At 63.1% G+C, this 25,928-nt stretch carries 22 protein-coding genes and 1 pseudogene; 11 read left to right on the top strand and 12 right to left on the bottom strand.

Going from position 1 to position 25,928, the window contains the following annotated elements; all coding sequences use genetic code 11:
* Position 1: 1 nt before the first annotated feature.
* The 3 genes from BTO02_RS29115 to BTO02_RS29105 form a co-directional block, all read right to left on the bottom strand.
* On the bottom strand, positions 2-1,444 hold the full coding sequence (locus BTO02_RS29115; RefSeq protein WP_075160525.1) for an ABC transporter substrate-binding protein: 1,443 nt from the start codon (positions 1,442-1,444) through the stop codon (positions 2-4).
* Between the two features lie 106 nt (positions 1,445-1,550).
* Positions 1,551-2,348: a GntR family transcriptional regulator gene (locus BTO02_RS29110; protein WP_083615428.1), complete on the bottom strand. Its 798-nt coding sequence runs from the start codon at positions 2,346-2,348 to the stop codon at positions 1,551-1,553.
* A 192-nt stretch (positions 2,349-2,540) separates the two neighbouring features.
* Entirely contained in the window at positions 2,541-3,164 is a 624-nt protein-coding gene (locus tag BTO02_RS29105; protein ID WP_083615427.1) for a cadmium resistance transporter, read from the bottom strand.
* Between the two features lie 254 nt (positions 3,165-3,418).
* Between BTO02_RS29105 and BTO02_RS29100 the strand changes: the two genes are divergently transcribed.
* Positions 3,419-4,186 (top strand): GntR family transcriptional regulator, encoded by a 768-nt coding sequence (locus BTO02_RS29100; RefSeq protein WP_075160523.1) that lies wholly within the window; start codon positions 3,419-3,421, stop codon positions 4,184-4,186.
* A gap of 201 nt (positions 4,187-4,387) precedes the next feature.
* On the opposite strand, the gene BTO02_RS29095 is transcribed toward BTO02_RS29100, so the two are convergent.
* The gene (locus tag BTO02_RS29095) at positions 4,388-6,601 is read right to left on the bottom strand and encodes a glycoside hydrolase family 3 C-terminal domain-containing protein (protein WP_075161490.1); all 2,214 of its coding nucleotides are present in this window, start codon (positions 6,599-6,601) and stop codon (positions 4,388-4,390) included.
* A 638-nt stretch (positions 6,602-7,239) separates the two neighbouring features.
* Positions 7,240-7,548 (bottom strand): hypothetical protein, encoded by a 309-nt coding sequence (locus tag BTO02_RS29090; RefSeq protein ID WP_156884018.1) that lies wholly within the window; start codon positions 7,546-7,548, stop codon positions 7,240-7,242.
* 405 nt (positions 7,549-7,953) lie between these two features.
* Here BTO02_RS29090 and BTO02_RS29085 point away from each other — a divergent pair, with 405 nt between their 5' ends.
* Entirely contained in the window at positions 7,954-9,246 is a 1,293-nt protein-coding gene (locus BTO02_RS29085) for a 4-aminobutyrate--2-oxoglutarate transaminase (protein WP_075160521.1), read from the top strand.
* A 77-nt stretch (positions 9,247-9,323) separates the two neighbouring features.
* A pseudogene (locus BTO02_RS35300) lies at positions 9,324-9,410 on the top strand (aldehyde dehydrogenase family protein); the annotation flags it as partial.
* A gap of 88 nt (positions 9,411-9,498) precedes the next feature.
* Here BTO02_RS35300 and BTO02_RS29075 read toward each other — a convergent pair.
* Together BTO02_RS29075 and BTO02_RS29070 are read right to left on the bottom strand one after the other, a co-directional pair.
* Positions 9,499-10,188, bottom strand: a complete 690-nt coding sequence (locus tag BTO02_RS29075) for an MBL fold metallo-hydrolase (protein WP_075160520.1) — start codon at positions 10,186-10,188, stop codon at positions 9,499-9,501.
* Positions 10,115-10,876, bottom strand: coding sequence for a GntR family transcriptional regulator (locus BTO02_RS29070; RefSeq protein ID WP_083615426.1), 762 nt, complete (start codon positions 10,874-10,876; stop codon positions 10,115-10,117). Before BTO02_RS29070 ends, BTO02_RS29075 begins: the two co-directional genes overlap by 74 nt.
* 226 nt (positions 10,877-11,102) lie before the next feature.
* Here BTO02_RS29070 and pcaD point away from each other — a divergent pair, with 226 nt between their 5' ends.
* From pcaD to BTO02_RS29030, 8 genes are all read left to right on the top strand, one after another.
* On the top strand, positions 11,103-11,897 hold the full coding sequence (gene pcaD / locus BTO02_RS29065) for a 3-oxoadipate enol-lactonase (RefSeq protein WP_075160519.1): 795 nt from the start codon (positions 11,103-11,105) through the stop codon (positions 11,895-11,897).
* 27 nt (positions 11,898-11,924) lie between these two features.
* Entirely contained in the window at positions 11,925-12,683 is a 759-nt protein-coding gene (locus tag BTO02_RS29060) for an SDR family NAD(P)-dependent oxidoreductase (protein ID WP_075160518.1), read from the top strand.
* A complete protein-coding gene (locus BTO02_RS29055; protein WP_075160517.1) occupies positions 12,676-14,223 on the top strand; it encodes a sugar ABC transporter ATP-binding protein in 1,548 nt (515 codons plus the stop codon). Before BTO02_RS29060 ends, BTO02_RS29055 begins: the two co-directional genes overlap by 8 nt.
* Positions 14,220-15,242, top strand: coding sequence for an ABC transporter permease (locus BTO02_RS29050; RefSeq protein ID WP_075160516.1), 1,023 nt, complete (start codon positions 14,220-14,222; stop codon positions 15,240-15,242). The genes BTO02_RS29055 and BTO02_RS29050 overlap by 4 nt, the downstream gene beginning before the upstream one ends.
* Positions 15,239-16,285: an ABC transporter permease gene (locus BTO02_RS29045; protein WP_075160515.1), complete on the top strand. Its 1,047-nt coding sequence runs from the start codon at positions 15,239-15,241 to the stop codon at positions 16,283-16,285. The genes BTO02_RS29050 and BTO02_RS29045 overlap by 4 nt, the downstream gene beginning before the upstream one ends.
* 48 nt (positions 16,286-16,333) lie before the next feature.
* Complete coding sequence (locus tag BTO02_RS29040) at positions 16,334-17,554, top strand: sugar ABC transporter substrate-binding protein (RefSeq protein ID WP_075160514.1); 1,221 nt, start codon at positions 16,334-16,336, stop codon at positions 17,552-17,554.
* Between the two features lie 117 nt (positions 17,555-17,671).
* Entirely contained in the window at positions 17,672-18,553 is an 882-nt protein-coding gene (locus tag BTO02_RS29035; protein WP_232243574.1) for an amidohydrolase family protein, read from the top strand.
* A 188-nt stretch (positions 18,554-18,741) separates the two neighbouring features.
* Entirely contained in the window at positions 18,742-19,470 is a 729-nt protein-coding gene (locus BTO02_RS29030; RefSeq protein WP_075160512.1) for an alpha/beta fold hydrolase, read from the top strand.
* 150 nt (positions 19,471-19,620) lie between these two features.
* Here BTO02_RS29030 and glnA read toward each other — a convergent pair whose 3' ends face one another.
* The 5 genes from glnA to BTO02_RS29005 form a co-directional block, all read right to left on the bottom strand.
* A complete protein-coding gene (gene glnA, locus BTO02_RS29025) occupies positions 19,621-21,039 on the bottom strand; it encodes a type I glutamate--ammonia ligase (RefSeq protein WP_075160511.1) in 1,419 nt (472 codons plus the stop codon).
* A gap of 9 nt (positions 21,040-21,048) precedes the next feature.
* A complete protein-coding gene (glsA, locus tag BTO02_RS29020) occupies positions 21,049-22,623 on the bottom strand; it encodes a glutaminase A (RefSeq protein ID WP_198039280.1) in 1,575 nt (524 codons plus the stop codon).
* Between the two features lie 161 nt (positions 22,624-22,784).
* The gene (locus BTO02_RS29015; RefSeq protein ID WP_075160509.1) at positions 22,785-23,072 is read right to left on the bottom strand and encodes a P-II family nitrogen regulator; all 288 of its coding nucleotides are present in this window, start codon (positions 23,070-23,072) and stop codon (positions 22,785-22,787) included.
* Between the two features lie 492 nt (positions 23,073-23,564).
* Positions 23,565-25,001, bottom strand: a complete 1,437-nt coding sequence (locus BTO02_RS29010) for an MmgE/PrpD family protein (RefSeq protein WP_075160508.1) — start codon at positions 24,999-25,001, stop codon at positions 23,565-23,567.
* A 40-nt stretch (positions 25,002-25,041) separates the two neighbouring features.
* Positions 25,042-25,926 (bottom strand): polysaccharide deacetylase family protein, encoded by an 885-nt coding sequence (locus tag BTO02_RS29005; protein WP_075160507.1) that lies wholly within the window; start codon positions 25,924-25,926, stop codon positions 25,042-25,044.
* Positions 25,927-25,928 lie beyond the last annotated feature (2 nt).

Here is a 25,928-nt window from a genome sequence, read left to right as displayed (position 1 = left end):
CTCATTTCCCCCCGTTGCCGATTGCGTTCAACGCCTGTGTGAAGTTCACCACCTTGGCGCCGGACTTCTTCGCGCTCGCTTCGGCGTCGCGCTTGAGCAGGAACGGCTCGAGGTCGGGATTCGTGGTGCCCTCGCCACCGAGCGCGTAGAACGCATCGTCTGCGAAGACCTTTATGCCAAGCGTCTTGTCCGTCAGATAGACGGCGTTAAGCTTCTTGCCTTGTGCGCGGTACTGGTTCACACCTTCAAGCGTGCAAGCCGGCGAACTGAACGGCACGACATCTCCACCGTGGATCCATATCTGGCCGGCCTGCGACGGGTTGCTGACCGGCGCATTGCAGACGGTGTCCTTGCCTTGGACCTGATAGTTCGCGAAGCTCGCCAGCTGTGCACCGTAGTCGCGGCCCGATTCCTTGAACGCTTCTCGTACGAACGCGTCGTCGACCCAATGGTCAATGTCGAGGTCCTTGATCATGTCGAGCTGTTTGAGCACCGCATAGTCTTTTTTCAGCGCGGCAATCCAGCGTGGCTTGATGGTCGGATCGAGCGTATCGATACCACCCGGGCCGAGAAAAATGTAGGCCACTTCCTTGTCGACCCTGGTCCAGGCTTCAATCTTCCGCGCTGCCTGCTCCGGGTTTTTTCGCACCCAATCGTTCGCATCCATCAGAGCCCTGATGTAAGCGGTGACGATCTCCGGATATTTCTGTCCAAAGTCCTTTCTAACGACAACACCATGGAACGTGGGTTGGCCCGTTTCTGCGCCGTCGAAAATCTTGCGTGCGTAACCTCGATAAGGGAGCAGTTCGGCGAAAGGGACGAAGTCGGCGTGTGCATCGACGCGCTTTTCCTGAATGCTCGTACTGCCCACTTCGGGCGACTGGTTCGCGAGCGCGAAATAGTCGCGAGGCAAGTTTCGGCTCTGCAATGCAGCGAGCAGCATGCCATGAGCGGCGGAGCCAAACGGCACCGATACCCGCTTGCCTTTCAGGTCGCGCAGGTCGTAGTAGGGCGAATCCTTGGGCACGACAACGCCATTTCCGCCGCCTTGCGCGTTATATGCGATCACGGCGACGAGCTCCGTGTCGTTGCCCGTCGCGTGTCCGGTCGCACCGTTCACGAGCAATGGATAGTCGCCCATCATGCCGATCTGCAGGTTGCCGGCGATCATGCCGTTGGTGATCGGCGGCCCGGAGGTCGCGTTCTGCCACGTCACGTTGTAGGTGACGCCCTTGTATTTGCCCGTATGCGGAAGATATTTGTCCAGCAGACCGAGCTGCTTGATGATGATTCCGCCGGTGACTGTATTGGTCGTTGTGTCCTGCGTGCCGATGCCGATGTCAATTGTTTCCGCGTGCGCGGATGTTCCAGACGCCAGCACCGAGCCTATCGCGACGAGTGAAGCACAGCATAGTGTGTGACCTGCCAAGTCTCTGATTCGCATGATGTAATCCTAAAGATTGAACGACATGAAACGGTTCAGTGCAGCGTGTGCCGGAAAGTGACGACCGCGATGCCGGTCGTGCCCCGAACGTGATCCACCCGCAAACTCAAATCTCGGCGCGAGGCGTCTGCCTGTCGACGTGCACCTTGAACTGGAAGGCGTCTCCCCGGTAATACAGTTCTTCGTATTCGAGCGGCAATCCTGCGCTCGTATGAATGACGCGCTCGATAAACAGGATCGGCGAGCCTTCTTCCCCGCCGAGCAGGCCGAGCAGCTCTGCCGTGGCAAGCACCGAGCACATCCGCAGATCGGCATGGCCGAGCGCGATCTGACAGTCGTTTTCGAGCACCGAAAACACATCGCGATTCGTGAGATCGGCGCGTGCGACGCGCATGCCGATTTCGGAGGGCAGGTACGACACGTCGAGCGAGATCGGCGCCCGGTTCAGGAACCGCAGACGCTTCAGTTCCGTGACACGCTCGGCGCTCTCGAGACGTTCACGCACGTGTTTGGGCGGTACGATGGTTCTCAGCGACAGCACCTTGGAATGCGTTTCGTAGCCCATTTCACGCATTGCGCTTCCGAACCCGCGCAGGCTGCCGAGATCCTGGAATGCCCGTGGTCGTGACACGAAAGTCCCCTTGCCATGAATGCGAAAGATCAGCCCTTCGCTTTGCAAGTTCCCCAATGCCTGCCGGACCGTTATGCGACTCACGTCAAAGGCATGCATCAGTTCGCTCTCCGACGGCATCTGCTGATGCGGACGATATACACCCTGCAAGATGCGGTTGCGCAGAATATCCGCAATCTGCGCATACATCGGGCTCGGTCCGCCGAGATGCTCGGGCGACGCGGTTGCCGGCGCAACGTTCGTCCCGGTAAAAGTCAGATCAGCTGTAGGCATGGCCGTCGATATAACTCGTCATTACAAGTTGATCTGGATAAGGCAAAAGATATGCCATGCTTTTTCGCTGCCAAAACCTTGGGATTCACCCGCTTTTTTTGCCTCTGCGCGCCCCACTTCCGAACTTGGCTGCGGCACACGGTGCATTCCGCGTGTCGCCGTGGTGCACGGCGACACGTGCCGTTTAACGGTTCAAGCCAGCGAATAGATCCATCCCAACGTATCGAAGCGGATCAGCAAAGAGAGGCCTATCGCCGTCGTCGCGAATGGAGCGATACGCGTCGCCACGCGGCGCAGCACGGCGATCGAGAGGTGCGAGCGTGAGGTCAGGAAGGCGCTAGCGCATAAAAGCACGGTTAGCATGACGAAGATCGCAGCGACCGACGAAATCTCCGCCAAAGGCCTGCCGATCAGCAAACTCGAGTAAACCAGCACATTGTCGACCGCACCGCAGGTTGCGACGATCGCCACCGTGAGCGCGCGACCCGCGCCGCCCGCTCGCGGCATCGCTTCGGGCTCTCCGCTGCGACTCTCGGGCCCACGGCGTCGGCCGATCCGGGCAATGCGCGACACGCCCGCGACGAGCGGCACGATGCCAGCCAGGCCGATGAACGGCGCGTCCGGCAGCCACGCGGATTGAGCGATCGCAATGGAAAGAGCCATCTGCGCCGCCACGCTGACGAACTGGCCCGTCACGATCTCATAGGCGCGATAACGCGCGTCGCTAAAGAAGTTAAGCAGAAGCACGTAGCCATCGACATTGGTCGACACATACGCGGCTGTGAAGGCAGTCAGCAAGGCAGGCAAGGTATTCAATCTCTTCTCCGCTCCGTCGCATCATGGAAGGGACGCCGAAGACGAAGCCGAAGCATACGTCAACACGTTATGACACGATATGATTTCGCGGAAAATGCAAATACAATGCCAAATGGAAAGGTAAGCCGGAAAGGTAAGCAGCGATCGTGACTTGCGATAATTGGTGGGCTCGCGCGCTGACACTTGCGCGACGGTATAATCAACGAACCTCACCGCTACACGGTTGAGATTTCCGTGCCCGCCACTCATCGACCATGCACACCCGCCGCCCCATATTCGAGTCAAACTCGCCTGTTCCTCTCTACCAGCAAATCAAGGACGCACTACGCGCTGGCATTCTCGATGGCGAATATGCGCCTCACAGCCGCATGCCCTCGGAGAGCGAGTTGCAGGACATGTTCGAAGTCAGCCGCATCACGATCCGGCAGGCGTTGGGCGATCTGCAGAAGGAGGGGCTGATCTTCAAGGTGCACGGCAAGGGTTCCTTTGTTTCTCAACCGAAGACGGTTCAGAACATCACGTCGTTGCAGGGATTTGCCGAATCGATGTCGGGCGACGGACACGAAATCGTCAACCGTGTGGTGTCGTTCGACTTCGTCGCGTCCAGTGAGGAAGTCGCGTCGCGGCTGGCGCTCGAACCGGGCACCGCGGTCGCCGAGATTCGCCGGGTGCGGCTCGTCAATCGCGAGCCTACGTCCTACGAAATCACCTTCCTTCCGGAAGCACTGGGAAGAAAGGTCAAGCGCGCCGACCTGGCCACGCGCGACATTTTTCTGATTCTTGAGAACGACTGCGGCGTTGCGCTGGGCGGTGCCGATCTGAACATCGACGCGATTCCGGCATACTCCCCTATTACGCGCGCGCTCGAGTTGAAGAAGGACGCACCGGTGCTGCGTGTCGAACGGCTCACCTATGACAGCGAGCGGCAGCCGATCGATTTCGAGTATCTGTATTTCAAGGGCGGAACGTTTCAGTACAGATTGCGCGTGGACCGGAAGCGGTCGAAGGCCCCGCGCAAATAGGCGCGCGAACCTTCGTGCACAGCTTCAAGTTCATCAGCGAGGCGTCTTGAACGCGGCCGGATATACGGCTTTCGTTTACTACGACCGGTTCACATATCGCGATATCGCAAATGCGCCCGTGTGAGCAGCCATCCACTCATGCAGCCGGTTGTCTCGCAACCCGGAGTGCCCCAGTGCCGGCACTCCGGTGTACCGCGCACGTTAGCGGCTTTGCAGCCTGATATCGCGTGACGACGCGCCGACATACACCGCACTGCCCGGCACGTACTTCCAGTCGTTATGCGCCGTATCCCAGACGCTCTGCCCCCGCTGCGTGACCGTGACGTGCATCTGCTTCGCTTCGCCGGGCTTCAGGTACGTCTTTTCCCAGCCCACGAGGCGCCGCGGCGGTTCGCCGTTGTAGTTCACGCCGAGATAGACCTGAGCCGTTTCCGCTCCCGCTACACGGCCGTCGTTACGTACCTTGAACGAGGCCGTCAGCGTATGGTCCGGACCGCGCTTGACCGACAGATCCGAATAACTGAAGTGCGTGTACGAGAGGCCGTAGCCGAACTCGAACATCGGCTGGATGTTCTTTGCGTCATACCAGCGATAGCCCATGTCGAGTTCTTCCGAGTAAATCGGATCGGTAGGAATCTCACCGTTCGAGCCCCACGTCGGCGTGTCCTGGTCGCGAACCGGGAACGTAACAGGCAATTTGCCCGACGGATTGACCTTGCCGAACAGCACGTTGGCGATCGCCTGTCCGCCGCCCTCGCCCGGGTACCAGGCCTCCACGATCGCAGCCACGTCGTCCTTCCACGGCATCAACACCGGATTGCCGCTTTCGACGATGACCACCGTATGCGGGTTCGCCTTCGCCACCGCTTCAACCAGCTGATCCTGGTTGCCCGGGTTCGCAAGACTCAGGCTTTCCAGTTCGCCGAAATCCTCCCCTCCTTCCTGCGTAACGACAACGAGCGCCACATCGGACTGGCGAGCCAGCGCGACGGCCTGATCGATCTCCTGTTGCGTGTAGTTGCGGTATGGCTGCGTCTGATCGGTGTTGCCCGCGAAGCTCACTTTCGCGGCAGGCGCGAGTTGCTGGATCGCCTGGACGATCGGCACGGGAATCGTCAGCCACGGATTGGGCCACCAGCCGCAGCCTGTCTGACGCGGGAACACAAGACCGCCGCATCCGGAAAAGTGACCGGTGACCGGATCTCGCGTATTGCCCGAACCGCCACCGGTAAGCACGGCCACATCGGCATGGCCCCCGATGACGGCAATTCGGTTCAGTGCAGGCGCGGCGAGCGGCAACTGGTTGCTGTCGTTCTTCAGTAATACGATCGATTGCTCTTCGGCCGACTGCGCAAACGAACGATACTTCGCGAAATCGATCGTCGCACCGCCCTTGGCCGGATGGTCGAACACGCCGACGCGGATCATCACGTACAGCTTGCGCCTGACCATATCGTCCAGGCGCTGTTGCGTGATCTGATGCGTCGCGAGCGCCTGCTTGACGAGTGCAGGTGTCAGATACACGGTTGGACCGACGTCCTCCTCCTCATCGAGGCCAGCGTTGATCGATGGCGCCGTGCTTTGCGGCGCACCCCAATCCGACTGAACCTGCCCCTCGAAGCCCCAGTCGTTCTTGAGCACGTCGTTCAGAATATGCGGATTCTCGCACGCGTAAATTCCGTTCACCCGGTTATAGCTGCACATCACGCTGCCCGGACGCCCTTCTTTCGCGGCGATCTCGAACGGCAGCAGATACAGCTCGCGCATGGTTCGCTCGTCGGCCTGGCTGTTGCCGCCGTTGCGGCCCGTTTCCTGATCGTTGAGCACATAGTGCTTGATGGTCGCGATAACGTGACGTTTCTGCGTGCCAACCGTACGCGCGGCGAGCATGACACCCGCGAGCACGGGGTCTTCGCCAAGGTATTCGAACGCGCGGCCACCACGCGGGTCACGCGCGAGGTCGGTGCCGCCGCCCAGGCCCATACCGAAACCCTGCTCGCGCAACTGATCGGCAATCACAGCCCCGAACTCGTGCGAGAGATACGGGTCCCAGCTCGCAGCCAGGCCGATCGTGGCAGGGAACGTCGTACTAGGCTGAGTCGTGCTTCCCGAACCGGTCGACGAGTCGATCATGTTCAGATCGGGAATGCCCAGACGCGGCACCCCCTGAATGTAGCCGGCGCCGCCGCCGGGCACATCGGACATCTGATACTCGGAATGGATGAGCTGTAGCTTTTCATCCAGCGTCATTTTCTTGACGAGCATGTCGGCGCGCGCGTGCGCGCCAAAATCCTCGGCTGCGGCCGTCAACGGCTGCGGCAACGGATAGGGTGAATCCTTGCCCGTAACGGTTGCATGCGCAGATGCGGCGAGCGCGACCATCAGCGCGGCGGCCGGCCAGCGAACGATCCTCATATCTTCCTCCATCCATATATGTGGACTACTTAATAGGCGAGCGCGATCACCACCGGTTCGTCGAACGGTGTTGTGCCATCGGACAGGTGCGAGCATCGCGGCACGGGTCGCCGCAGACGATCGTGCCGCGCCTCGAGAGGCCGCGCCACGGATGTCGCCAGTCGTGGCGATGTAGCAAAACTCCAAACATCTTATAAAAGCTTTCGGAGGTGCGTCCGTGTTTTCACGTCAGGGCTTTCCCCTGTAGCGGCCTCGCTGGTGTTACGGCGGCGCATAACAGACAGCGCAATGAAATACGATTGTTTATTAATAGAAAGGAAATAGAGCCACAATGTGGTTCGGTCACGCAGTATGCCTGGCTGATGACCGCCCGGAATTCCTACGAATGCCTTACGTCGAGAAGAATTGCATTGCATGACCGATCGAGTATTTTTGTAGTCGAACTACGGCATTCAGGCGACGCAAAGGGCCGACCCGCGGGCAAACGCAAATGCACCGGCGACAATGCCACACTCACTGCCGCCATAAAGCATGAACCCGGCTTCACGCCGGGTTCAGTTCCACTGCTGCATACGCGAAAGCAAAAGTTTCGACCACGATCGATGTCCTCGGGGAATGAAGTCCTGAACTTGTAAGCATCAAGGATGGTTGTACAACCGATCGAACTGCGACCGATCGTCGACACTTCCGTCGGCGCTCGCACGCTTGCCCGATGCACTGCGGCCCGTCGTCGATGCGCCATATGAGGTATCACCATCGGTTGCCTGCGCATGGCGTGCCGCATACGCAATGCCCCGGTCCGGCGCAGCTTCCGGATAGTGCGCATAGACTTGCGGATGCTGACCGGTGCGCGCAGCGGCGAACAGTTCGGCGCGCACATGAGCCCGCGAGACGTGTTCTGCGTCGGCTGCGTGGCATAAAAAGCGGAACTGCGGCAAACGATGCAATCGCGAGAATCCGGGCTAAACGCTTCATGATGTGCTGCCTCCTGTCGGGTTACCGTTGTCGACGGCATGGGTGAAGATTACGGCCCGACATGCGCCGCGTGAATCGCATCGCGGCTCAGGAAACTGCTCGATCGAATCACGGCGGTTGCCGCCCGCATACGATGTTTGCGGCGCCTCGCCCGGCGCGCGGTAGTCGATGCAAATGCCGATGCAGCGGCTGCTCGCCGCGGCGATCGAGGCGCTGCGCCAGCCAGTCGGACAACATCGTGCCCGGCACCAATGGCTCCTTTGTTTTCGCAAAGATGGCTCTCTAATCAGGAGCCAAAGCTGGTTATAGTCGGCGACATCGGTCGCTCGTGCACGCAAGCAGCGCAGCGCACCCCAACCGCGTCACGAGGAGTCTCGATGAGTACCGCCAATTCCGAACTGCAACAGCGTAAAGACGCCGCGACGCCCCGCGGCGTCGGTGTGATGTGCGACTTCTACGCCGAGCGCGCGCTCAATGCGCAGTTGTGGGATGTCGAAGGCCGCCGCTTCATCGACTTCGCGGCCGGCATCGCGGTGACCAACACCGGCCATCGTCATCCGAAAATCGTCGCGGCGATTCGCGAGCAGCTCGATCGCTTCACGCACACGGCGTATCAGGTCGTGCCGTACCGCTCGTATGTCGAACTCGCCGAAAAGATCAACGCGCGCACGCCCGGGAAGCACGCGAAAAAGACCGCGTTTTTCACGACCGGCGCCGAAGCGGTCGAGAACGCGGTGAAGATCGCCCGCGCCGCCACCGGCCGCCCGGGGGTGATCGCGTTCACCGGCGCGTTTCACGGCCGCACGATGATGGGCATGGCGCTGACCGGCAAGGTCGCACCGTACAAGCTCGGCTTCGGGCCATTTCCGCCCGATGTCTTTCACGCGCCGTTCCCGACCCCGCTGCACGGCGTCACGACGGCCGATTCGCTGAAGGCGCTCGAGCATCTGTTCAAGGCCGACATCGATCCGCAGCGCGTCGCAGCGATCATTTTCGAGCCCGTGCAGGGCGAAGGCGGATTCCACCCGGCGCCGGCGGAATTCGTGCGCGGCCTGCGCGCGCTGTGCGATACGCACGGCATGCTGCTGATCGCCGACGAAGTGCAAACCGGCTTTGCGCGCACGGGCAAGCTGTTCGCGATGGAACACTACGACGTCGTGCCCGACCTCATGACGATGGCCAAGAGCCTCGCCGGCGGTATGCCGCTATCGGGCGTGACGGGCCGCGCCGAGATCATGGACGCGGCGGCGCCGGGCGGACTCGGCGGCACCTACGCGGGCAACCCGCTCGCCGTCGCGGCCGCGCATGCGGTGCTCGACATCATCGATAGCGAGGCGCTGTGCGATCGCGCGGCTTTGCTCGGCGAACGCCTGAAGGCCACACTGAAAGAACTTCGCGCAGCGGTGCCGCAAATCGCCGATGTACGCGGCCCGGGCGCGATGATCGCGGTCGAGTTCGGCAAGCAAGGCGCCGCGCACGAGCCCGATGCGGCGTTCACGAAGCGCGTGCAGTCGCGCGCGCTCGAGCGCGGCCTGCTGCTGCTCGTGTGCGGTGTCCATTCGAACGTGATTCGCTTCCTGTTTCCGCTCACCATCGAGGACCACGTGTTCGACGAAGCCATCGCCATTCTCGAAGACGTGCTGAAGGAAACCGCAAGCGACGTCGAGTGAACCTGCGTATGGCGATGCAATGCACGCAATGCGCCGCAACGCTTCGCGCCGATCGTCGCGAAGAACACCCGCACAAGATGCAACTGGCCCGAGACGAGACGTTCGGGCCGCTCGCCGCGATCTTTCGCTTCCGCTCCGACGACGAAGTGATTGCGCTCGCGAACGTCTGCATGGGCGGGATCTGACCGGCGGCCCGACTCGGGTCCGGGTGTCGGTCTAAGGTGTCGGTCGGCATCCGCCCAGCGCGCGCCGCTAACGCACGAGAAGTTCGAACGGCGCCGGGTCTTCCCAGATGAAATTGCCGTCGGGCTGCCGGATCAGTTCGGGAAAATGGCCCGGCACGATACGATCGGCGCGCTCGAGAATGCGCTGGATCGTGCGCGTGCCGACGTCGACTTCGTCGAACGCCATGTCGCAGCGTTTGAGAATCGCTTCTTTGGCGTATTTGATCGCGTCGCCGGCAACGATCACGCGGCCGCGCTCCGCGGTTTCGAGTTCGAGGCCGTAGCAGCCCGGCGTATGGCCCGGCGCCGGGAAGAAGTTGACCCCGGCGTCGAGTTGCCCTTCCCCGCTCAGAAACTCGACCTTTGACTTCGACAGTTGCTCGCGGATCCCCCACGGCAAAAGCTGGTCGTGCGGATGCGGGTGGGCCGCGTATTCCCATTCGCGTTCGCTGACGACGAAACGCGCATGCGCGAACAGATCGACGTTGTGCGCGTGGTCGAAATGCAGATGCGACAGAAACACCGTGCCGATATCGGCCGGCGCGAGACCGCGATCGGAAAGCGCCTTCAGCAGCCCGAGCCGCGATATGTAGCCGCCGGTATCGAACAGGATCAGGCCGTCTTTGCCTCGAATCAGCGTGACATTAGCGATGCCGAGGAAGTCGTTTTTCAGGCGCAGGTTGTTTCCCTGCACGAGAATCTCGTAGGTCGGTTTCATCCGGTCTCCGTTCCGGCTGGGCGGGCGCCATGAACGACGCACTGGTGCGATGCGCGCGCCTGAACGCATCGAGCGGCGGCACGATATGGTCGACGGCGAGTGCGACGAAACCTTCGCGGTCGCCGCTGCGCAACTGCTCGATCATCGTCGCGTGATGCTCGCGCGAATGCGTGAGCAGTTGCGGGTCGCCGACGCCGTACCAGCGGATGCCGGTTGTCTCGACCCACAATTTTTCGATCGTTTCGGCAAGGTACTGATTCGGGCAGGTCGCCCAGATGCGCCGGTGAAAGGCGTCGTTGAGCACGTTCACCTGCAGCAGATTGCCCGCGTCGAGCTCGCGGCAATATTCGGCGTGGATCGCCTCGATTTCCGCAAGCGCCTCGGGTTGCGCCGGCATGGGAATCCGCAAGGCCGCCTCGCGCTGCAGAATCATCCGGACTTCGTAGATCTGCTCGACCTGGGCAAGCGAGAAATCACGCACGATCACGCCGCGATTGGGCCGCCGCGTGACAAGGCCCATTCCCTCGAGTTGCATGAGCGCTGCGCGCAGCACATGGCGCGACACCCCGAACTGCGCGCTGATCTCCTCTTCGACGAGCCGCTGATGCGGCCGCAGACGGCCAATGATGATGTCCGTCTTGATGCCCTCGACCAGTTGCGCCGCCTGTGTGTCCGTCCGTGTAACCAAGCCCTCTCCCTCGATCCGTTGTCGTCTGGGCGCTGCCGCAGCACGGCGGGCCCGCTTGCAGCCATATTGCCGCGCATTCTACCGGTCTCCATGGTTGACAGTATTGGCGTTTACCTTGACCACAATTAAATTGACAAAATTGTCGACAAAATCGAGACTCGGTCTCCGTCGCCTTCCGGCACTGCCGGATCGCAAGCCGAACAAACGCAAAAAGGGACACGGAGACATGCTTCGAACGGCCGAAACCAACGGCATCCAGACGCGCTACTCGCTGACCGGCCCAGCCGGCGCGCCGGTCGTCGTGCTGAGCCACGGACTGGCGGCGGACCTGTCGATGTGGCAGCCGCAGATCGACGTGCTGTCGCGCTCGTTCAACGTGCTCGCCTACGACATCCGCGGCCACGGCGGATCGGGTACGACGCCCGGCGAATACACGCTCGAGCTGCTCGCGCAAGACGTGCTCGCGCTGCTCGATACGCTCGATATCGACAAGGCTCATTACGTCGGCCTCTCGCTCGGCGGCATGATCGGCCAGCAATTCGGCGCCGCGCACGGCGAGCGGCTCGCGAGCCTCGCGTTGTGCGCGACGACGAGCGACGCGCCGAAGGCCTCGTGGCAGGCGCGCATCGTCGAAGCGCGCGAGACCGGCATCCCGCCGCTCGTCGAGGCGACGGTCGACCGCTGGGTCACGCCGGCCTTCCGGCAGTCGCAACCCGAACTGATGGCGCAGATGCGCGCGATGGTCCTCGGCACCTCGCTCGACGGCTATCTCGGCTGCGCCGCGGCGATTCGCGACATGACGATCGCCGCAGGGCTCGGCCGCATCGCGGTGCCGACGCTCGTGATTGCCGGCGCAGCGGATACATCGACGCCGTTGCCCGTGCTCGAGCGCATCGCCAGCTCGATTCCGGGCGCCGAGCTGCAGATCGTCCCGGACGCAGCGCATATGCCGACGATGGAGAGCCCCGAGCTCTGCAACACGCTGCTCGAACGCTTCCTGCTCGCGCACTCGCGCGGCTAGTCATCCTCTTTAGTCAGGAGTCCAACCATGTCAGGTCGTCTCTCGGGAAAGCGCATCGTCATCACGGGCGCCATCGGCAATATCGGCAAGGAAGCCGTGCGCAGCTTCGTCGCGCAAGGCGCGCGCGTCGTGATCGGCGATATCGATGAAAACGCCGGACGCGCCGTCGTCGCGGAGCTCGGCAGCGCGACGCATTTCGTCAAGGTCGACGTGAGCAGCGAAGCGAGCGTCGCGAATCTGATCGCGCAAGGCGTCGAATGGCTCGGCGGCCTCGATGTGCTCGCGCAGAACGCCGGCCTGCAGCGCTCGGGCCCGATCGCGGAATTCAGTCAGACCGATTGGGACGCGCTCTTCGCGGTCAATGCGCGCGCCCATTTCTTCGGCGCGAAACACGCCGTTGCGCATCTGAAACGCTCAGGCAAAGGCTCGATCATCAATATGTCGTCGCTGGCCGGCAAGCGCGGCGGTCCCGGTCTCGTCGCCTACTCGGCGTCCAAGGGCGCGGTGATCGCGTTCACGACGGCGCTCGCGATGGAACTCGCGCCCGACGCGATCCGCGTCAATGCGATCTGCCCCGGCTGGGTCGACACCGCGTTCAATCAGCCCGCGATCGACTTCATGGGCGGCGAGTCCGCGCAGCAGCAGAAAATCGCCGCGCTGGTGCCGCTCGGCCGTCAGGCGCGCGCCGACGAAATCGCGCCGCTGTTCGTCTATCTCGCGTCGGACGAATCGGCTTACGTGACCGCGCAGTCGTTCGGCATCGACGGCGGTGTCTACAATGGCTGACGCGCTCGCGCGGTCCGGGCCCGCATCGTCCGCGGGCGGCGCACCGAGAATTCTCGAGATCGGCGGCATCGCGAAGTCGTATGGCGCGACGGTCGCCGTGCGCCGCGTCTCGTTCGACATCGAACCGGGCGAGATCCACGCGCTGCTCGGCGAAAACGGCGCGGGCAAGTCGACGATCGTCAAGGTGCTGTCGGGCATCGTCGCGCCGGACACCGGTTCGCTGACGCTCGACGGCCGTCCGTATGCGCCGGCCGATCCGATGGCCGCGCGCGCGGCAGGTGTCTCGACCGCGTTCCAGGAACTGAGCCTGCTGCCGAATCTGAGCGTCGCCGAAAACCTGATGCTGCCGCGCCAGGCGAAAGGCGCGGCGGGCCTCGTGTCGGTCGCGCAAAGCCGCGAACGCGCCGCCGCGATGCTCGCCGCCTACGACCTCGCGCATATCCATCCCGGCGTGCCGGTGCGCTCGCTGTCGCTGGCCGAAAAGCAGCGCATCGAAATCATGCGCGCGGTCGCGCGCGAGCCGCGGCTGCTCGTGCTCGACGAGCCAACCGCGGCGCTCGCCGACCCGCAATGGCTGTTCGATATTCTCGAGCGCCTCACGGCAGCCGGCACCGGCGTGCTGTACATCTCGCACCGGCTCTCCGAGGTGCGCCGCCTGTGCCGCCGCGGCACCGTGCTGCGCAACGGCGAAAGCATCGAGACCGTGTCGCTGGCCGGCATCGAAGACGCCGGCATCTTCCAGATGATGGTGGGCTCGGCGGCACGCGACGCACACGCGGCGCGCCACGCGCCCAAAGCATCGCAGCCCGAAGCATTCGGCGTGAGGCACCTCGCCGGCGGCACGGTCGCGGACATCTCGCTGAGCGTCGGCAAGGGCGAAATCGTGGGCGTGGCCGCGCTCGAAGGGCAAGGCCAGCGCGATCTGTTCCGGATGCTGGCCGGGCTCGCGCCGGTGCGCAGCGGTGAAATCCGCATCGACGGCAAGCAGGTGCGCCTCGCAAGCCCCGCGGCCGCGGCGCAGGCCGGCATCGGCTTCGTTCCCGAAGAGCGCAAGACCGAAGGCGTGTTTCTCGGCTTGCGCACCGACACCAACATGACGCTGCCGGTGCTCGGCCGGCTCGGCCGCTTCGGCATCGTCGATCGCGCGCGCGAACAGGCCGTGGTCGACAGCGAAGCGGGCCGCGTCGATCTCGCGAGCCGCTATCTGAAGCTGAAAATCGGCGCGCTCTCGGGCGGCAACCAGCAGAAGGCGCTGATCGGCCGCGTGCTGATGTCGGGCGCGCGCTATCTGGTGCTGTTCGATCCGACGCGCGGCGTCGACGTCGGCACGAAGGCGGTGATCTACGACGTGATCCGCAACTTCGTCGCGCAAGGCGGCGCGGCGCTCGTCTATTCGACCGAACTGGCCGAACTCATTCATCTCGCCGACCGCTGCGTCGTGATCTACGGCGGACGCGTGGCCGGCGAAGCGGCAGGCGAGCAACTCTCCGAAGCACGGCTGGTCGCGCTCGCCGCTGGACATGGAGCAAAGATCCAATGAACCACAGCCCCTCCTCTTGCGCGCCGTCTGCCCGCACGGGCCAGACGCTGCGCCCGGATCCGTGGTATCGGCGCACGCTCGGCGACGGCACGACCGTCATCATCGTGATCCTCGCGGTGCTGACCGTGATTTTCGCGGCCACGCAATCGGACGCGCTCAGCGCAACGGTGCTGACCGACATTCTCAACAACAGCCTGCCGCTCGCGCTTGCCGCAGCCGGCGGCACGCTCGTCGTGCTCACGCGCGGCTTCGATCTGTCGGTGGCCGGCGTCGTGTCGCTGACCAATGTGCTGGTCGCCGTGCACGGCGGCAGCGGCCCCGCGGGCGCGCTCGAAGGCGCTGCGATCGCGGTCGCCGCGGGTGCCGCGGTCGGCGCGGTCAACGGCTATCTGGTCGCGTACTGGAACCTGCAATCGATCGCGCTGACGCTTGCGTCGATGATCGTCTGCTCGGGCGTCACGCTGCTGATTCTCGATGCGCCGGGCGGCGACGTATCGGACTTCATGACTTACACGATGACCGATCGCATCGGCGGCATCGTTCCGGTCGCGCTCGCGATCGCAGTCGCCGTCTACGCGCTGTGGCGCGTGTTGCGGCGGACCGACTGGGGCGTGGGCCTCTATGCGACCGGCGCCGACGAATCGGCCGCGCTGCTCGCCGGCGTGCCGGTCCGGCGCGTGAAGCTCGTCGCATACATGCTCGCGGGCGTCTGCTACGGGCTGGCCGGCTTCATGCTGACCGCCTTGACGTCGACCGGCACGCCGAACGCCGGCGACCCGTATCTGCTGCTCGTGTTCGCGGCCATCGCCCTCGGCGGCACGTCGTTCGCGGGCGGCCGCGGCGGCGTGGCCGGCTCGATGCTCGGGGCGTTGACGCTCACGCTGTTGCAGAAGGTGTTGTTTTCCACCGGCGTGTCGTCGTTCTACACCGGCATTTTCCAGGGCGTGGTGATGATCGCGGCGGTCGTGGTCGCCGTATTTTTCGCACGCGTCGCCACTCGCGGGGAGGCCCACGCATGACACAAACGCCATTGACCGGCGGCCGGCCCGCCGACACGCGCGACGGTCACCGCGCGCCCGGTTTGATCGCCCGGCTCGATCGCGACGTACGCACCTCGATCGCGCTGTTCGCGATCTCGTTCGCGCTGATCGTCGCGTCGCGCGCGCTCGGCCCGAATTTCGGCAGCCTCGCGCAGATGAAGGCGATTCTCGTGATCTCGAGCTTCCTGATGGTGGTCGCGTTCGGCCAGCAGATGGTGATTCTGCTTGGCGGCCTCGATCTGAGCATCGCGTCGATGATGACGCTCGGCGGCGTGCTCGCGTTCAAGTGGATCGGCGCATCGGATGCGGCCGTGGTCTGGGGCGTGCCCGCCATTCTGCTGATCACCGCCGCACTCGGCGCCTTGAGCGGCATCGGCGTCAGCGTCGTGAAGATTCCGCCGTTCATCATGACGCTGGCGATGGGTGTGATCCTCTACGGCGTCACGCTCGGCTTCACGCAAGGCACGCCGACCGGGCAACCGTCGGCCGCGCTGTCGGCACTGTTCGCGAACACGTCCGCCGGCACGCCGATTCTCTATCTGATGGTGGTGGCGGTCGCGGCCGGCTGCTTCCTGCAGATGCGCACCGGCTTCGGCCGCAAGCTCTATGCGCTCGGCACGAATCCGACTGCCGCCTACGTTGCCGCCCTGCCCGTGCACCGGCTGACGATCGCCGCCTATGCGATCAGCGGCGCGAGCGCGGGACTTGCCGGCATCCTGATGCTCGGCTACGTGCGCGGCGTCACGCTGACGCTCGGCCAGAGCTACCTGCTGCCGTCGGTGGCGGCCGTCGTGATCGGCGGCACCTCGATTGTCGGCGGCCGCGGACTGTATCTCGGCGCCGCTGCCGGCGCCATCCTGCTCACCACGCTATCGACCATCGTCGCCTCGCTCGGCATCGCGCAAGGCTGGCGCACGATCGTCTACGGCGTCGTGATCTTCGTTGCGCTCGTGCTGTTGCGCGACGACCTCGCCACGCTCTTCAAGCGCAGTGGCATTGCCTCGCAATCAAAACGATCCTGAAGCACCACCCTGAAGACCGGGACATCCTAAAAGACATACGGAGGAAACATGAGAATCCGCTTCGCCCTCGCGCAATGCGCCGCCGCGCTAACCGTCGCAGCGTTTGCCGGCACCGCCGCACACGCGCAAACGCCGCCGAAAAAGTACAAGGTCTATCTGAGCATGAGCTACAGCGGCAACGGCTATCAGACCGAGACGTCGAACCTGATCAAGGCGCTGGCGGCCACGCCGCCGTACGACAAGCTCGTGGATCTGAAAACGGTGATTTCGGGCACCGACGTGCAGGCCCAGGCGGCCGCGTATCAAAGCATGGTGTCGGCCGGCGCCGACGCGATCATCACCTTCCCGATTTCATCGACGGGCCTGAACCGCGCGATTCACGAAGCGTGCGAAAAGCACGTGCTCGTGTACACGTACAGCGGCACCGTCACCGAGCCGTGCGCGCGCACGGTCAGCTACATCACGGCGGGCTTCGCGCAAAACACGGCGCAGTGGCTCGTCAACAAGCTGAACGGCAAGGGCAATGTGTTCATCGATCGCGGCGTGGCGGGCAATTCGGTCGACAAGATGAATTACGACGGCGCCATGAGCGTGTTCAGGAAATATCCGAACATCAAGGTCGTCGCCGAGTACTACGGCATGTGGAATAGCCAGACGACGCAGCAGGAAACCGCCAAGGCGCTTGCCGCGCACCCCGATGTCGACGCGATTTTCGGCGAGAACGGCGAAGATGGCATCGTCGCGGCGCTGCTCGCCAGCGGCCAGAAAAAGCTCGTGCCCGTGACGGGCGAGAACACCAATGGCTTCCGGCTTGCACTCGCGAATCCGGACCTGCGCAAGCGCGGGCTCGACGGCATCTCGTCCGGCGATCCGATCAACGTGTCGGGCTATGCGTTCAAGCTCATGATGGAAGAGCTGACCGGCAAGCGCAAAGTGACCGTGCACAATATCGAGTACCCGCTGCCGTGGGTGCCCGCCGACAAGGTGAAGGTCTGCACCGGCGACTCGTTCGTGAACGGCTGCAACGCATTTCCGTCGACGAAGGTGCCCGACTCGTTCAACACCGAAGTGTTCGATCCGGTCCTGACGCCCGAGTTGTCGCTGAATTCGGCGCTGCACGGCACGCCGACGCCGGGCGCGACGATTCAGCCGCTGCCGGCCAACGTCGTGAAGGAGGCGCCGAACGTGCCGGGCGTGAACTGCCAGCACTGCCAGGCGCCCGCGGATCTGTTCAAGCTGACGAAGGTATCGGCAACCGTCAAGCCTTGAGCGTCGCGTGAACCATCGTCGGCATGCCGGGCGCGGCTTTACCGGTCCGCGCTCGGCACGCCGCGAATCGCATTGCCTTTTTTCGTTCGTTGTCTGCTATCCATGGAGGTCGTTTTTGTGAGCATCCCCGTCTGCGCTCCTGCTCGCCCGCTATTGCGCGCGCCGAAAAAACGGCTGCCGGCCGGCACCGTCGACTGTCATTTCCACATATTCGGTCCCGAGCAGCAATGGCCGTACGCGCCTGATCGCAGCTATACGCCGCCCGACGCGACGCTCGCCGATTACGAAGCGCTCGCGGACAGCTTCGGCATCGCGCGCTCGGTCATCATCCAGCCGAGCCCGTATGGCATGGATAACCGGCGCAGCCTGCAGGCGATCGCGGACAGCCGTCTGCCGATGCGCGCCGTGCTGGTGGTCGAACCCGGCGCCGGCGATAACGATCTCGCCGAGTTCCATCGGCTCGGCGCGCGCGGCGTGCGCCTCAATCTGCTGTTCGGCGCAGGCCTCGCGCTCGAGACCGCACAAACGCTCGCGCACCGGATTCGCGGGCTCGGCTGGCATCTGCAATTTCTCGCGGACGTGTCGACGCTTACGGACCTGACCGGATTCGTCGAACGCCTCGGCGTGCCCGCCGTGTTCGACCACCTCGGTCACGTGCCGGCGCACAAGGGCATTCATGATGCGGGCTTCCGGAATCTGCTCGCGCTGGTTCGCGAAGGGCTCGCATGGGTCAAGCTGTCGGGCACCTATCGCAGCACCGGACTTCGCGCGACGCCTTATGTCGATACGCGGCCGTTTATCGATGCGCTGATCGAGGCGAACCCGCGCCAGCTGGTATGGGGTACCGACTGGCCGCATCCGGCCCATGCGGTCCCGATGCCCGACGATACGGACCTCATCGACCAGTTCGACGAATGGGTTGACGACACGGCCGTGCGACAGTCGATTTTCGTCGACAACCCTGAGCGGCTGTACGGCTTCGAGCCCTATCGCGCATAACAGAAGTCCGATCGGGCGAGATCGACACGTCGTCAAATGCCAGGTTTGACGAATCGAAGCCCGATTGCAACATGCGTTCTCGACAAGTGAAGGCGTTCTCGCAGAATGAATAAACGACGCAGGTTATATTGACGCGGCCACGTCAGCAAAAGCACTTCCTTCGTAACCCCCTCGAGAAGGAATTAACGGTGAACTCCGAAACGTTGAAGCCCACGATCGTGCTCGTGCACGGCGCTTTCGAAGACGCGTCGATCTGGAACGCAGTCATTCAGCGGCTGCAGCGGGACGGCTTCCCGGTCGTGGCCTTCGCCAATCCGCTGCGGGGTGTGGGAGTCGACGCGGCGTATCTGCGCAGCGTGCTGGATACGATCGAGGGACCGGCGATCCTCGTGGCGCACTCCTACGGCGGCGCCGTCATTACCGAAGCCGGCGCAGACGACCCCAAGGTCAAAGGCCTCGTCTATGCAGGTTCCATTTTGCCCGCGGCAGGCGAACCGCCGCGCGTGTTGATCGAACGCTTCCCCGGAAGCTCATTCCTCACGTCCACCTATCCGGTTCCCTACACGCTGCCCGACGGCACGAGCGGCGCGTATGTCCTTTACCAGGCGGACAGGTTTCATAGCCAGACTGCCGCCGACGTGACAGCTGGCGAAGCCGCCCTGATGATCGCCACCCAACGTCCGATGGACGTGGCCTGTTTGACCGAGGCGCCGAGGTCGGCTGCATGGACGAGCAAGCCCACCTGGCAAATCATCACGCTTCGCGATCTCGCCATCCCGCCGGCCGAACAGAAGTTCGAAGCCGAGCGGGCGCAATCGACCGTGATCGAGGTCGACGCTTCGCACGCCGTTACCGTGTCGAACCCGGACGTCGTCGCCGATGTGATCGTACAGGCTGCCCGCGCAACGGCGAATTGACGACGGTGGCCCATCACGAAACAGCTGCTCATGTCACGTTTCACACTTTCATCGAGCATGAAAGTGCGGGCGGTCGAATTGAACAAGCCGCGCTGGCGAGTGTGACCGAGGGACGCGCGCTTCGCCAACCGCGGCGAAGCGCATCGCCGCTTACAGCGAGTAATACAGTTCGAATTCGACCGGGTGCGTGGTCATGCGCACGCGCTGCAGTTCCGCTTCCTTCAGTTCCATGTAAGCGTCGAGCATCGCATCCGTGAACACACCGCCGCGCGTCAGGAACTCGCGGTCCTTGTCGAGCGCTTCGAGCGCCTGGTCGAGGCCGGCACACACCGTCGGGATCTTTGCATCCTCTTCCGGCGGCAGGTCGTACAGGTTCTTGTCGGCCGCTTCGCCCGGGTGAATCTTGTTCTGCACGCCGTCGAGACCCGCCATCATCAGCGCCGAGAACAGCAGGTACGGGTTCGCCATCGGATCCGGGAAACGCGTTTCGATACGGCGGCCCTTCGGATTGCTCACGTGCGGAATGCGGATCGACGCCGAACGGTTACGCGCCGAGTAGGCGAGCTTCACCGGTGCTTCGAAATGCGGCACGAGACGCTTGTACGAGTTCGTCGTCGGGTTCGAGATCGCGTTCAGCGCGCGGGCGTGCCTGATGACGCCGCCGATGTAGAACAGCGCGAACTCCGACAGGCCCGCATAGCCGTTACCCGCGAACAGGTTCTGGCCGTCCTTCCAGATCGACTGGTGCACGTGCATGCCCGAGCCGTTGTCGCCGACCACCGGCTTCGGCATGAAGGTCGCCGTCTTGCCGTACGTGTGCGCGACGTTGTGCACGATGTACTTGAGCTTCTGCGTCCAGTCGGCACGCTGCACGAGCGTCGAGAACTTCGTGCCGATTTCGTTCTGGCCCTGCCCCGCCACTTCGTGGTGGTGCACTTCGACCGGAATGCCGATCTGCTCGAGCAGCAGACACATTTCCGAGCGCATGTCCTGGAACGTGTCGACCGGCGCGACCGGGAAGTAGCCGCCCTTCGGGCCCGGACGGTGACCGGTGTTGCCGCCTTCGAATTCCTTCGCCGACGACCACGGCGCTTCTTCCGAGCCGATCTTCACGAAGCAGCCCGACATATCGGAGCTCCACTGCACCGAGTCGAAAATAAAGAACTCGGGTTCCGGACCGAAGAACGCCGTGTCGCCGAGGCCCGTGCTCTTCAGATAGGCTTCAGCGCGCTTGGCCAGCGAGCGCGGGTCGCGTTCATAGCCCTTGCCGTCCGACGGCTCGATCACGTCGCAGGTCAGCACCAGCGTCGATTCTTCGTAGAACGGGTCGACGAACGCCGTGTCCGGATCCGGCACGAGCAGCATGTCCGATGCTTCGATCCCCTTCCAGCCGGCAATCGAGGAACCGTCGAACGCATGGCCGCTTTCGAACTTGTCGTCGTCGAATGCCGACACCGGCACCGAGACGTGCTGTTCCTTGCCGCGCGTGTCGGTGAAACGGAAGTCGACAAACTTGACCTTTTCTTCGCTGATCAACTGCATGACCGCCGCGCTTTTACTTTTGTTCATAACCATCCTTCAATCATTGAAAAGCTCCGCGATGCCGGCATTACCGCTGCGCCGCGCATCCTTTAACGGAGTGTTGCCCCAACGGTCCTTTGCGTCACGGTTGCCGCCGTTCTGCAATATGTACTGGACCGCGACTGCCTGACCTTCGGACGCCGCGATGTGCAGCGCCGTCCGTCCGTCGTAATCCGCGCCGTTGATGTCGATCCCCGACGCCACGAGCCGCTGGATTTCCTTCGTATCGCCTTTGGCCGCGGCCCAGCACAGGTCGACGATGCGCGCGTTCGCGGTCGCCGCCTTGCGGCGTGTCGGGTCGATCTTTTCGCCGCTGGCGCCGCTCACGATGTCGAAATTGTGAAACGAGAATTTCGACGTGAGCAGCGTACAGAACTCGATGCCCCTTACGCTATTGCCGTGCTCGTCGAGCGGAGGCGACCAGACGCACAGCCCGAGCACCTTCGGTATCACCACCATGATCCCGCCGCCGACGCCTGATTTTGCGGGCACGCCGATCAGGAACGCGAACTCGCCGGAGAAGTCGTACATGCCGCACGAATGCATCAGCGACAGACAGTTCTTCACCGTGTCCGTCGAAAACACCCGCTCGCCCGTCAACGGGTTGACGCCGCCGTTTGCAAGCGTGGCGGCCGCGACCGCCATCGAGTCGCAGGTCAACTCCACCGAGCAGCACTGAAAATAGAAATCGAGCGTTGCGGTAATGCTCGTGCCGGCCGGCAGAGCGGCGTTTTCCCGCAGGAAATACGCGAGCGCGAAGTTGCGGTCCGCCGAATCGCGCTCGGACAGGAACACCGTATTGTTGAACGAGACATGGCGGTCGGCCGTCAGCTGCTTCCATACGTCGAACACATGTGCAAAACGCGTCGACGCCGACTGATCGCTTTTGATCAACGAACAGCTGGCGATCGCGCCGGCATTGATCATCGGATTGTGCGGGCGGCGCTGGGCGTCGAGCGTAATCGCATTGAACGAATGTCCGCTAGGCTCGCGGCCGATGCGCTGATGAAGCGCATGCGCGCCGACTTCCTCGCACGCGAGGCAGTAACTGACGGTCTTCGAGATCGACTGAATGCTGAACGGATCTTCGGCGTCGCCATAGTGCGCTCGCTGTCCGTCGACGCTGCAAATGCTCAGGCCGAATTTATCGGCCGGAACGCGCGCGAGTTCGGGAATGTAGGCTGCCACCTTGCCGCCTGTCGCCCGCCCTGCCTCATGGAAGATATCGCCAATCGATCGGCAGAACAGGTTCCAGTCCGGTATGGCCAGCGAATCTTCCACGACGCGGCGAAACAGACTCGGATTGATCGCGAACAGCATACGGAATTCGTCGATGGATAGCGTCGCGCGCGCACCTCCCGCCGCGCTCAGGCGCGCGAAGACGTCCTTTGCGCGCGGATCATCCGCAAGAATGCCGGCCGCCTGAAGCCGCTCTGCGATGTTCCTGACGGTCAGCTCCGTCTGTCCCGGCTCGAGAAAAAAGCGGTAGCGCGTTTCGTCCTGAACGTCTTCCGGCGCCGAAGCCATCGCTTCGGCCACTTCGGCAGCGGGGCTTTTCTGTACGGTCCTCATCTGTGGCCTGTTCATAAGCGCCCCGTCAGCGCGACGCGTGCGACCGGAAAACACGGCGTCGAAACAGCTCCGATCGTTGCCGGCACCGCTAAAGACGACCGGTGAATTTCATGTAACTTCGTAGACTGCATCTGCGATATCTCCTGTTGATCCTTCGCCTGTCATCCTTCTGTCACGCGTTCGGCATTGCGAATACGCACACCATAAAGAACGTCTGAAATTCGCATAGGAACGTTACCGGGCGTATCTTCGCCACACACGGCAAGAATGGTCTTGACGACCGCGTGGAGGAGCGCATCGTCGATCACCGTTTCAACCATGCATCCGGCCGCTTCGTCCGGCCGGGCTGCCGCGTCGCTTACCGTCATGCCCTTGACGCCTGCCGCCACCAGCACATCGCGCAACGCATCGAGCGAGGCTGCCGGGATCAATGCGCAAACCAGCTTCATCTTTGACACCCCTACCCGGGTCGCGCGCGACCTCTCAAACTGCGCGTGAACTCGACATAACGCTTGGCGATATCAATAAGTTATTCTTAGCGTTACAAGGTTTCGACGACTTCATTCGCGGCGTTTCCTGCAGTGAGAGTTTCTGGTGGGCAATGCCCTGCTGATTCAGAGAACAGTCCTCGCACGAACTCTATTCCGTGCACGCACACATAAACGTACGTACGCGCACAGCGCCCGAGGCGCGAAGCGATTCGCGTGCAAGCGATGTTCGTTACGTTTGTTCAGGCCAGGTTGAATGTGGGCGCAGCGGCGCGGCAGCCCCCGCGGCAACCGCGATTGCGTGCGGCGCGCAATACTCAATCGGCGTGAGATCGGCCGCGATGCGCCGTAGCGTTGTCTATCGCGGCGACGCAGGCACAAACATGGTGCAGTTGCACGAGGGGTATGAAAGAAGTATCGCGCCTGGCGAGAGCGGGAACGCGTTCTCCCGTATCAAACCGGCTCGGCAAGAAGCTTGAGCAAGTCGCCGAGCGGTTGCCGATCGATCGCGAGAACCGCGTCATGAATCCGACTCGCCTGTGCCGGAGAAAGAACGCCGCTCACGTTCGACCAGTACTTTTCGGCAACTTCATCGTTGCCGAGCGGTCGATCGGCACTGCCGCGGTTGACGCTTTCGCGATGCGCGAGACGGCGCCCGTCGGCAAACTCGACGATGACCTCGCCCGTGTGATGACGCGGGAACGTCGTATCGGGATCGACCTCATAGTCGACCTTCGTCGCGAGCGCGAGAACCTGCGGGTCGGCTACTGCGTCGTCGTCCAGTTCGCGAAGCGTAAATGCCCCTTTCAGCAGACCGGTCGCCACCACATAGGGGATGCTGAACTGGGCCTCATACGCATTGGCAGGCCGCCGTTTTGCCTCCACGGGCTCGCAGACGGTCTTCACGACCTCGCGCGGCACCTTGACGCGCACGCGCTTCACCGCCTCGATGGCGGCCGCGCCGCGTTCATCGCGCTCGCGCTGCCATTGTCCGTGCAGCATGATGGCGGCATCGATCGCCGCATGGGCGAACACGCAGGCAGGGATAGGTTTGACGGCCACTTCCATGGTTTGCCACGTCTGTCCGAGTTCGCTCGTCGCCAGTGCGAGGTCCGCCGCGGCTCGCGTCTCTCCGAGATAACTCGTGAACAGACCGAACCTCCCTTCATAAGGCGCCTTCGGACCGATGAAGCCGTGCTTCGCGAGCGTGGCGGCGGTCATTCCCGCCGCGGCCGCCCAGCCCGGCTGTATGCGCTTCGACCAGGCCCCGCCCTGCAGGAACGCCTGGCTGCCGCTGGCCATCGATAGCGCGATGCCCTGTGCCATCCAGGCTTGCTGCGGCGTCAGCCCGGCGAGGCGCGAAGCCGCGACGGCGCTCGCGAACGTGCCGATCACGCCGGTCGGATTGAAGCCGACCTCGTGGAATCCGCCCTTGCCTGCCGACGTGAGGCGCGCACCGACTTCCACGCCGGCGATGTAGGCAGCAAGCACTTGCGCACCGCTAGCGCCTTGCAGTTCGGCCGTGCCGAGCGTGCAAGGGAACAGGCTCGCCGTTGCGTGAATCACGCCGCCCATATGGGTATCGTCGAAATCGAGTCCGTGTACGAGCAGCCCGTTCATGACCATGGCGTCCCTCGCCTGCAGGAGTCGCCCATGTCCGATCACTGTCGAAGATCCGCTCCCGAGCGACTGCATGGCGGCGAGCGTAACCTTCGTGAACGGATAGCGCTTCGTGGCATAGGCAAGCCCGAGCGCATCGAGCATCAGGTATTTCGCGCGCTGCCGCACCTCGTCGGGGACATCGTCGAGCGTCATGCCGATCGCGAAGTTCGCGAGCGCGGCAGCAATGCCGTCTTCATGCGCGGCATGCGCGTTCGTAGTCTGATCCATCACCAGCTCCTTCCACCATCGAGTGATATCGAACCCGCTTTCAGCCCGGTTTGCGCGGCGTTCTGCGCAGGAAATCGTCCGCGATCTGTTCGAACGTCACGAACCGCACGCCGTCATGCTCCGCGAAGTAGTCCATCAGCCGCTCGAGCATCAGCAGAACCTGCGGACGGCCCGATACGTCCGGGTGAATCGTCATCGGAAAAACCGCGTAATCCATCTCCCGATAGACCCAGTCGAACTGGTCGCGCCAGAGCGATTCGATATCGCGCGGGTTGACGAAACCGTGGCTATTGGGCGCCTTTTTGATGAACATCATTGGCGGCAGATCGTCGAGATACCAGCTGGCCGGAATCTCTACCAGCGCGGTTTCGCTACCGCGCACGAGCGGCTTCATCCATGCATCGGGGTGCTTCGTATAGTCGATCTTCGTCCACGTATCGCCAACCCGCACGAAGTATGGTTCGAAATCCTTGTGCATCAGGCTGTGATCGTATTTGACGCCCTTCCTGAGCAGCAGCTCGTGGGTGATGGGGCTCAGCTCCCACCATGGCGCGACGTAGCCGGCCGGCGGCCGGCCCGTCAGGGACGTGACCAGCGCGATGCTCCGGTCGAGCACCGCCTCTTCCTGCTCGGGCGTCATCGCGATCGGATTCTCATGGCTGTAGCCGTGAATGCCGATCTCATGGCCCGCCGCCGCGACCGCCTGCATCTGCGTGGGGAACGTATCGATCGAATGCCCGGGAATGAACCAGGTGGCTTTGATCTTTCTTCGCTCGAACAGGTCGAGCAGACGCATCGAGCCGATTTCACCCGCGAAAAGACCGCGGGATATATCGTTCGGAGAATCATCTCCGCCGTATGACCCGAGCCAGCCGGCCACCGCGTCGACATCGACACCGAACGCAACGAGAATTTCCTTGGGCATCT

The organism is Paraburkholderia sp. SOS3, assembly GCF_001922345.1.
Taxonomy (GTDB): Bacteria; Pseudomonadota; Gammaproteobacteria; order Burkholderiales; family Burkholderiaceae; genus Paraburkholderia.
This window is presented reverse-complemented; position numbering and strand designations above follow the sequence as displayed.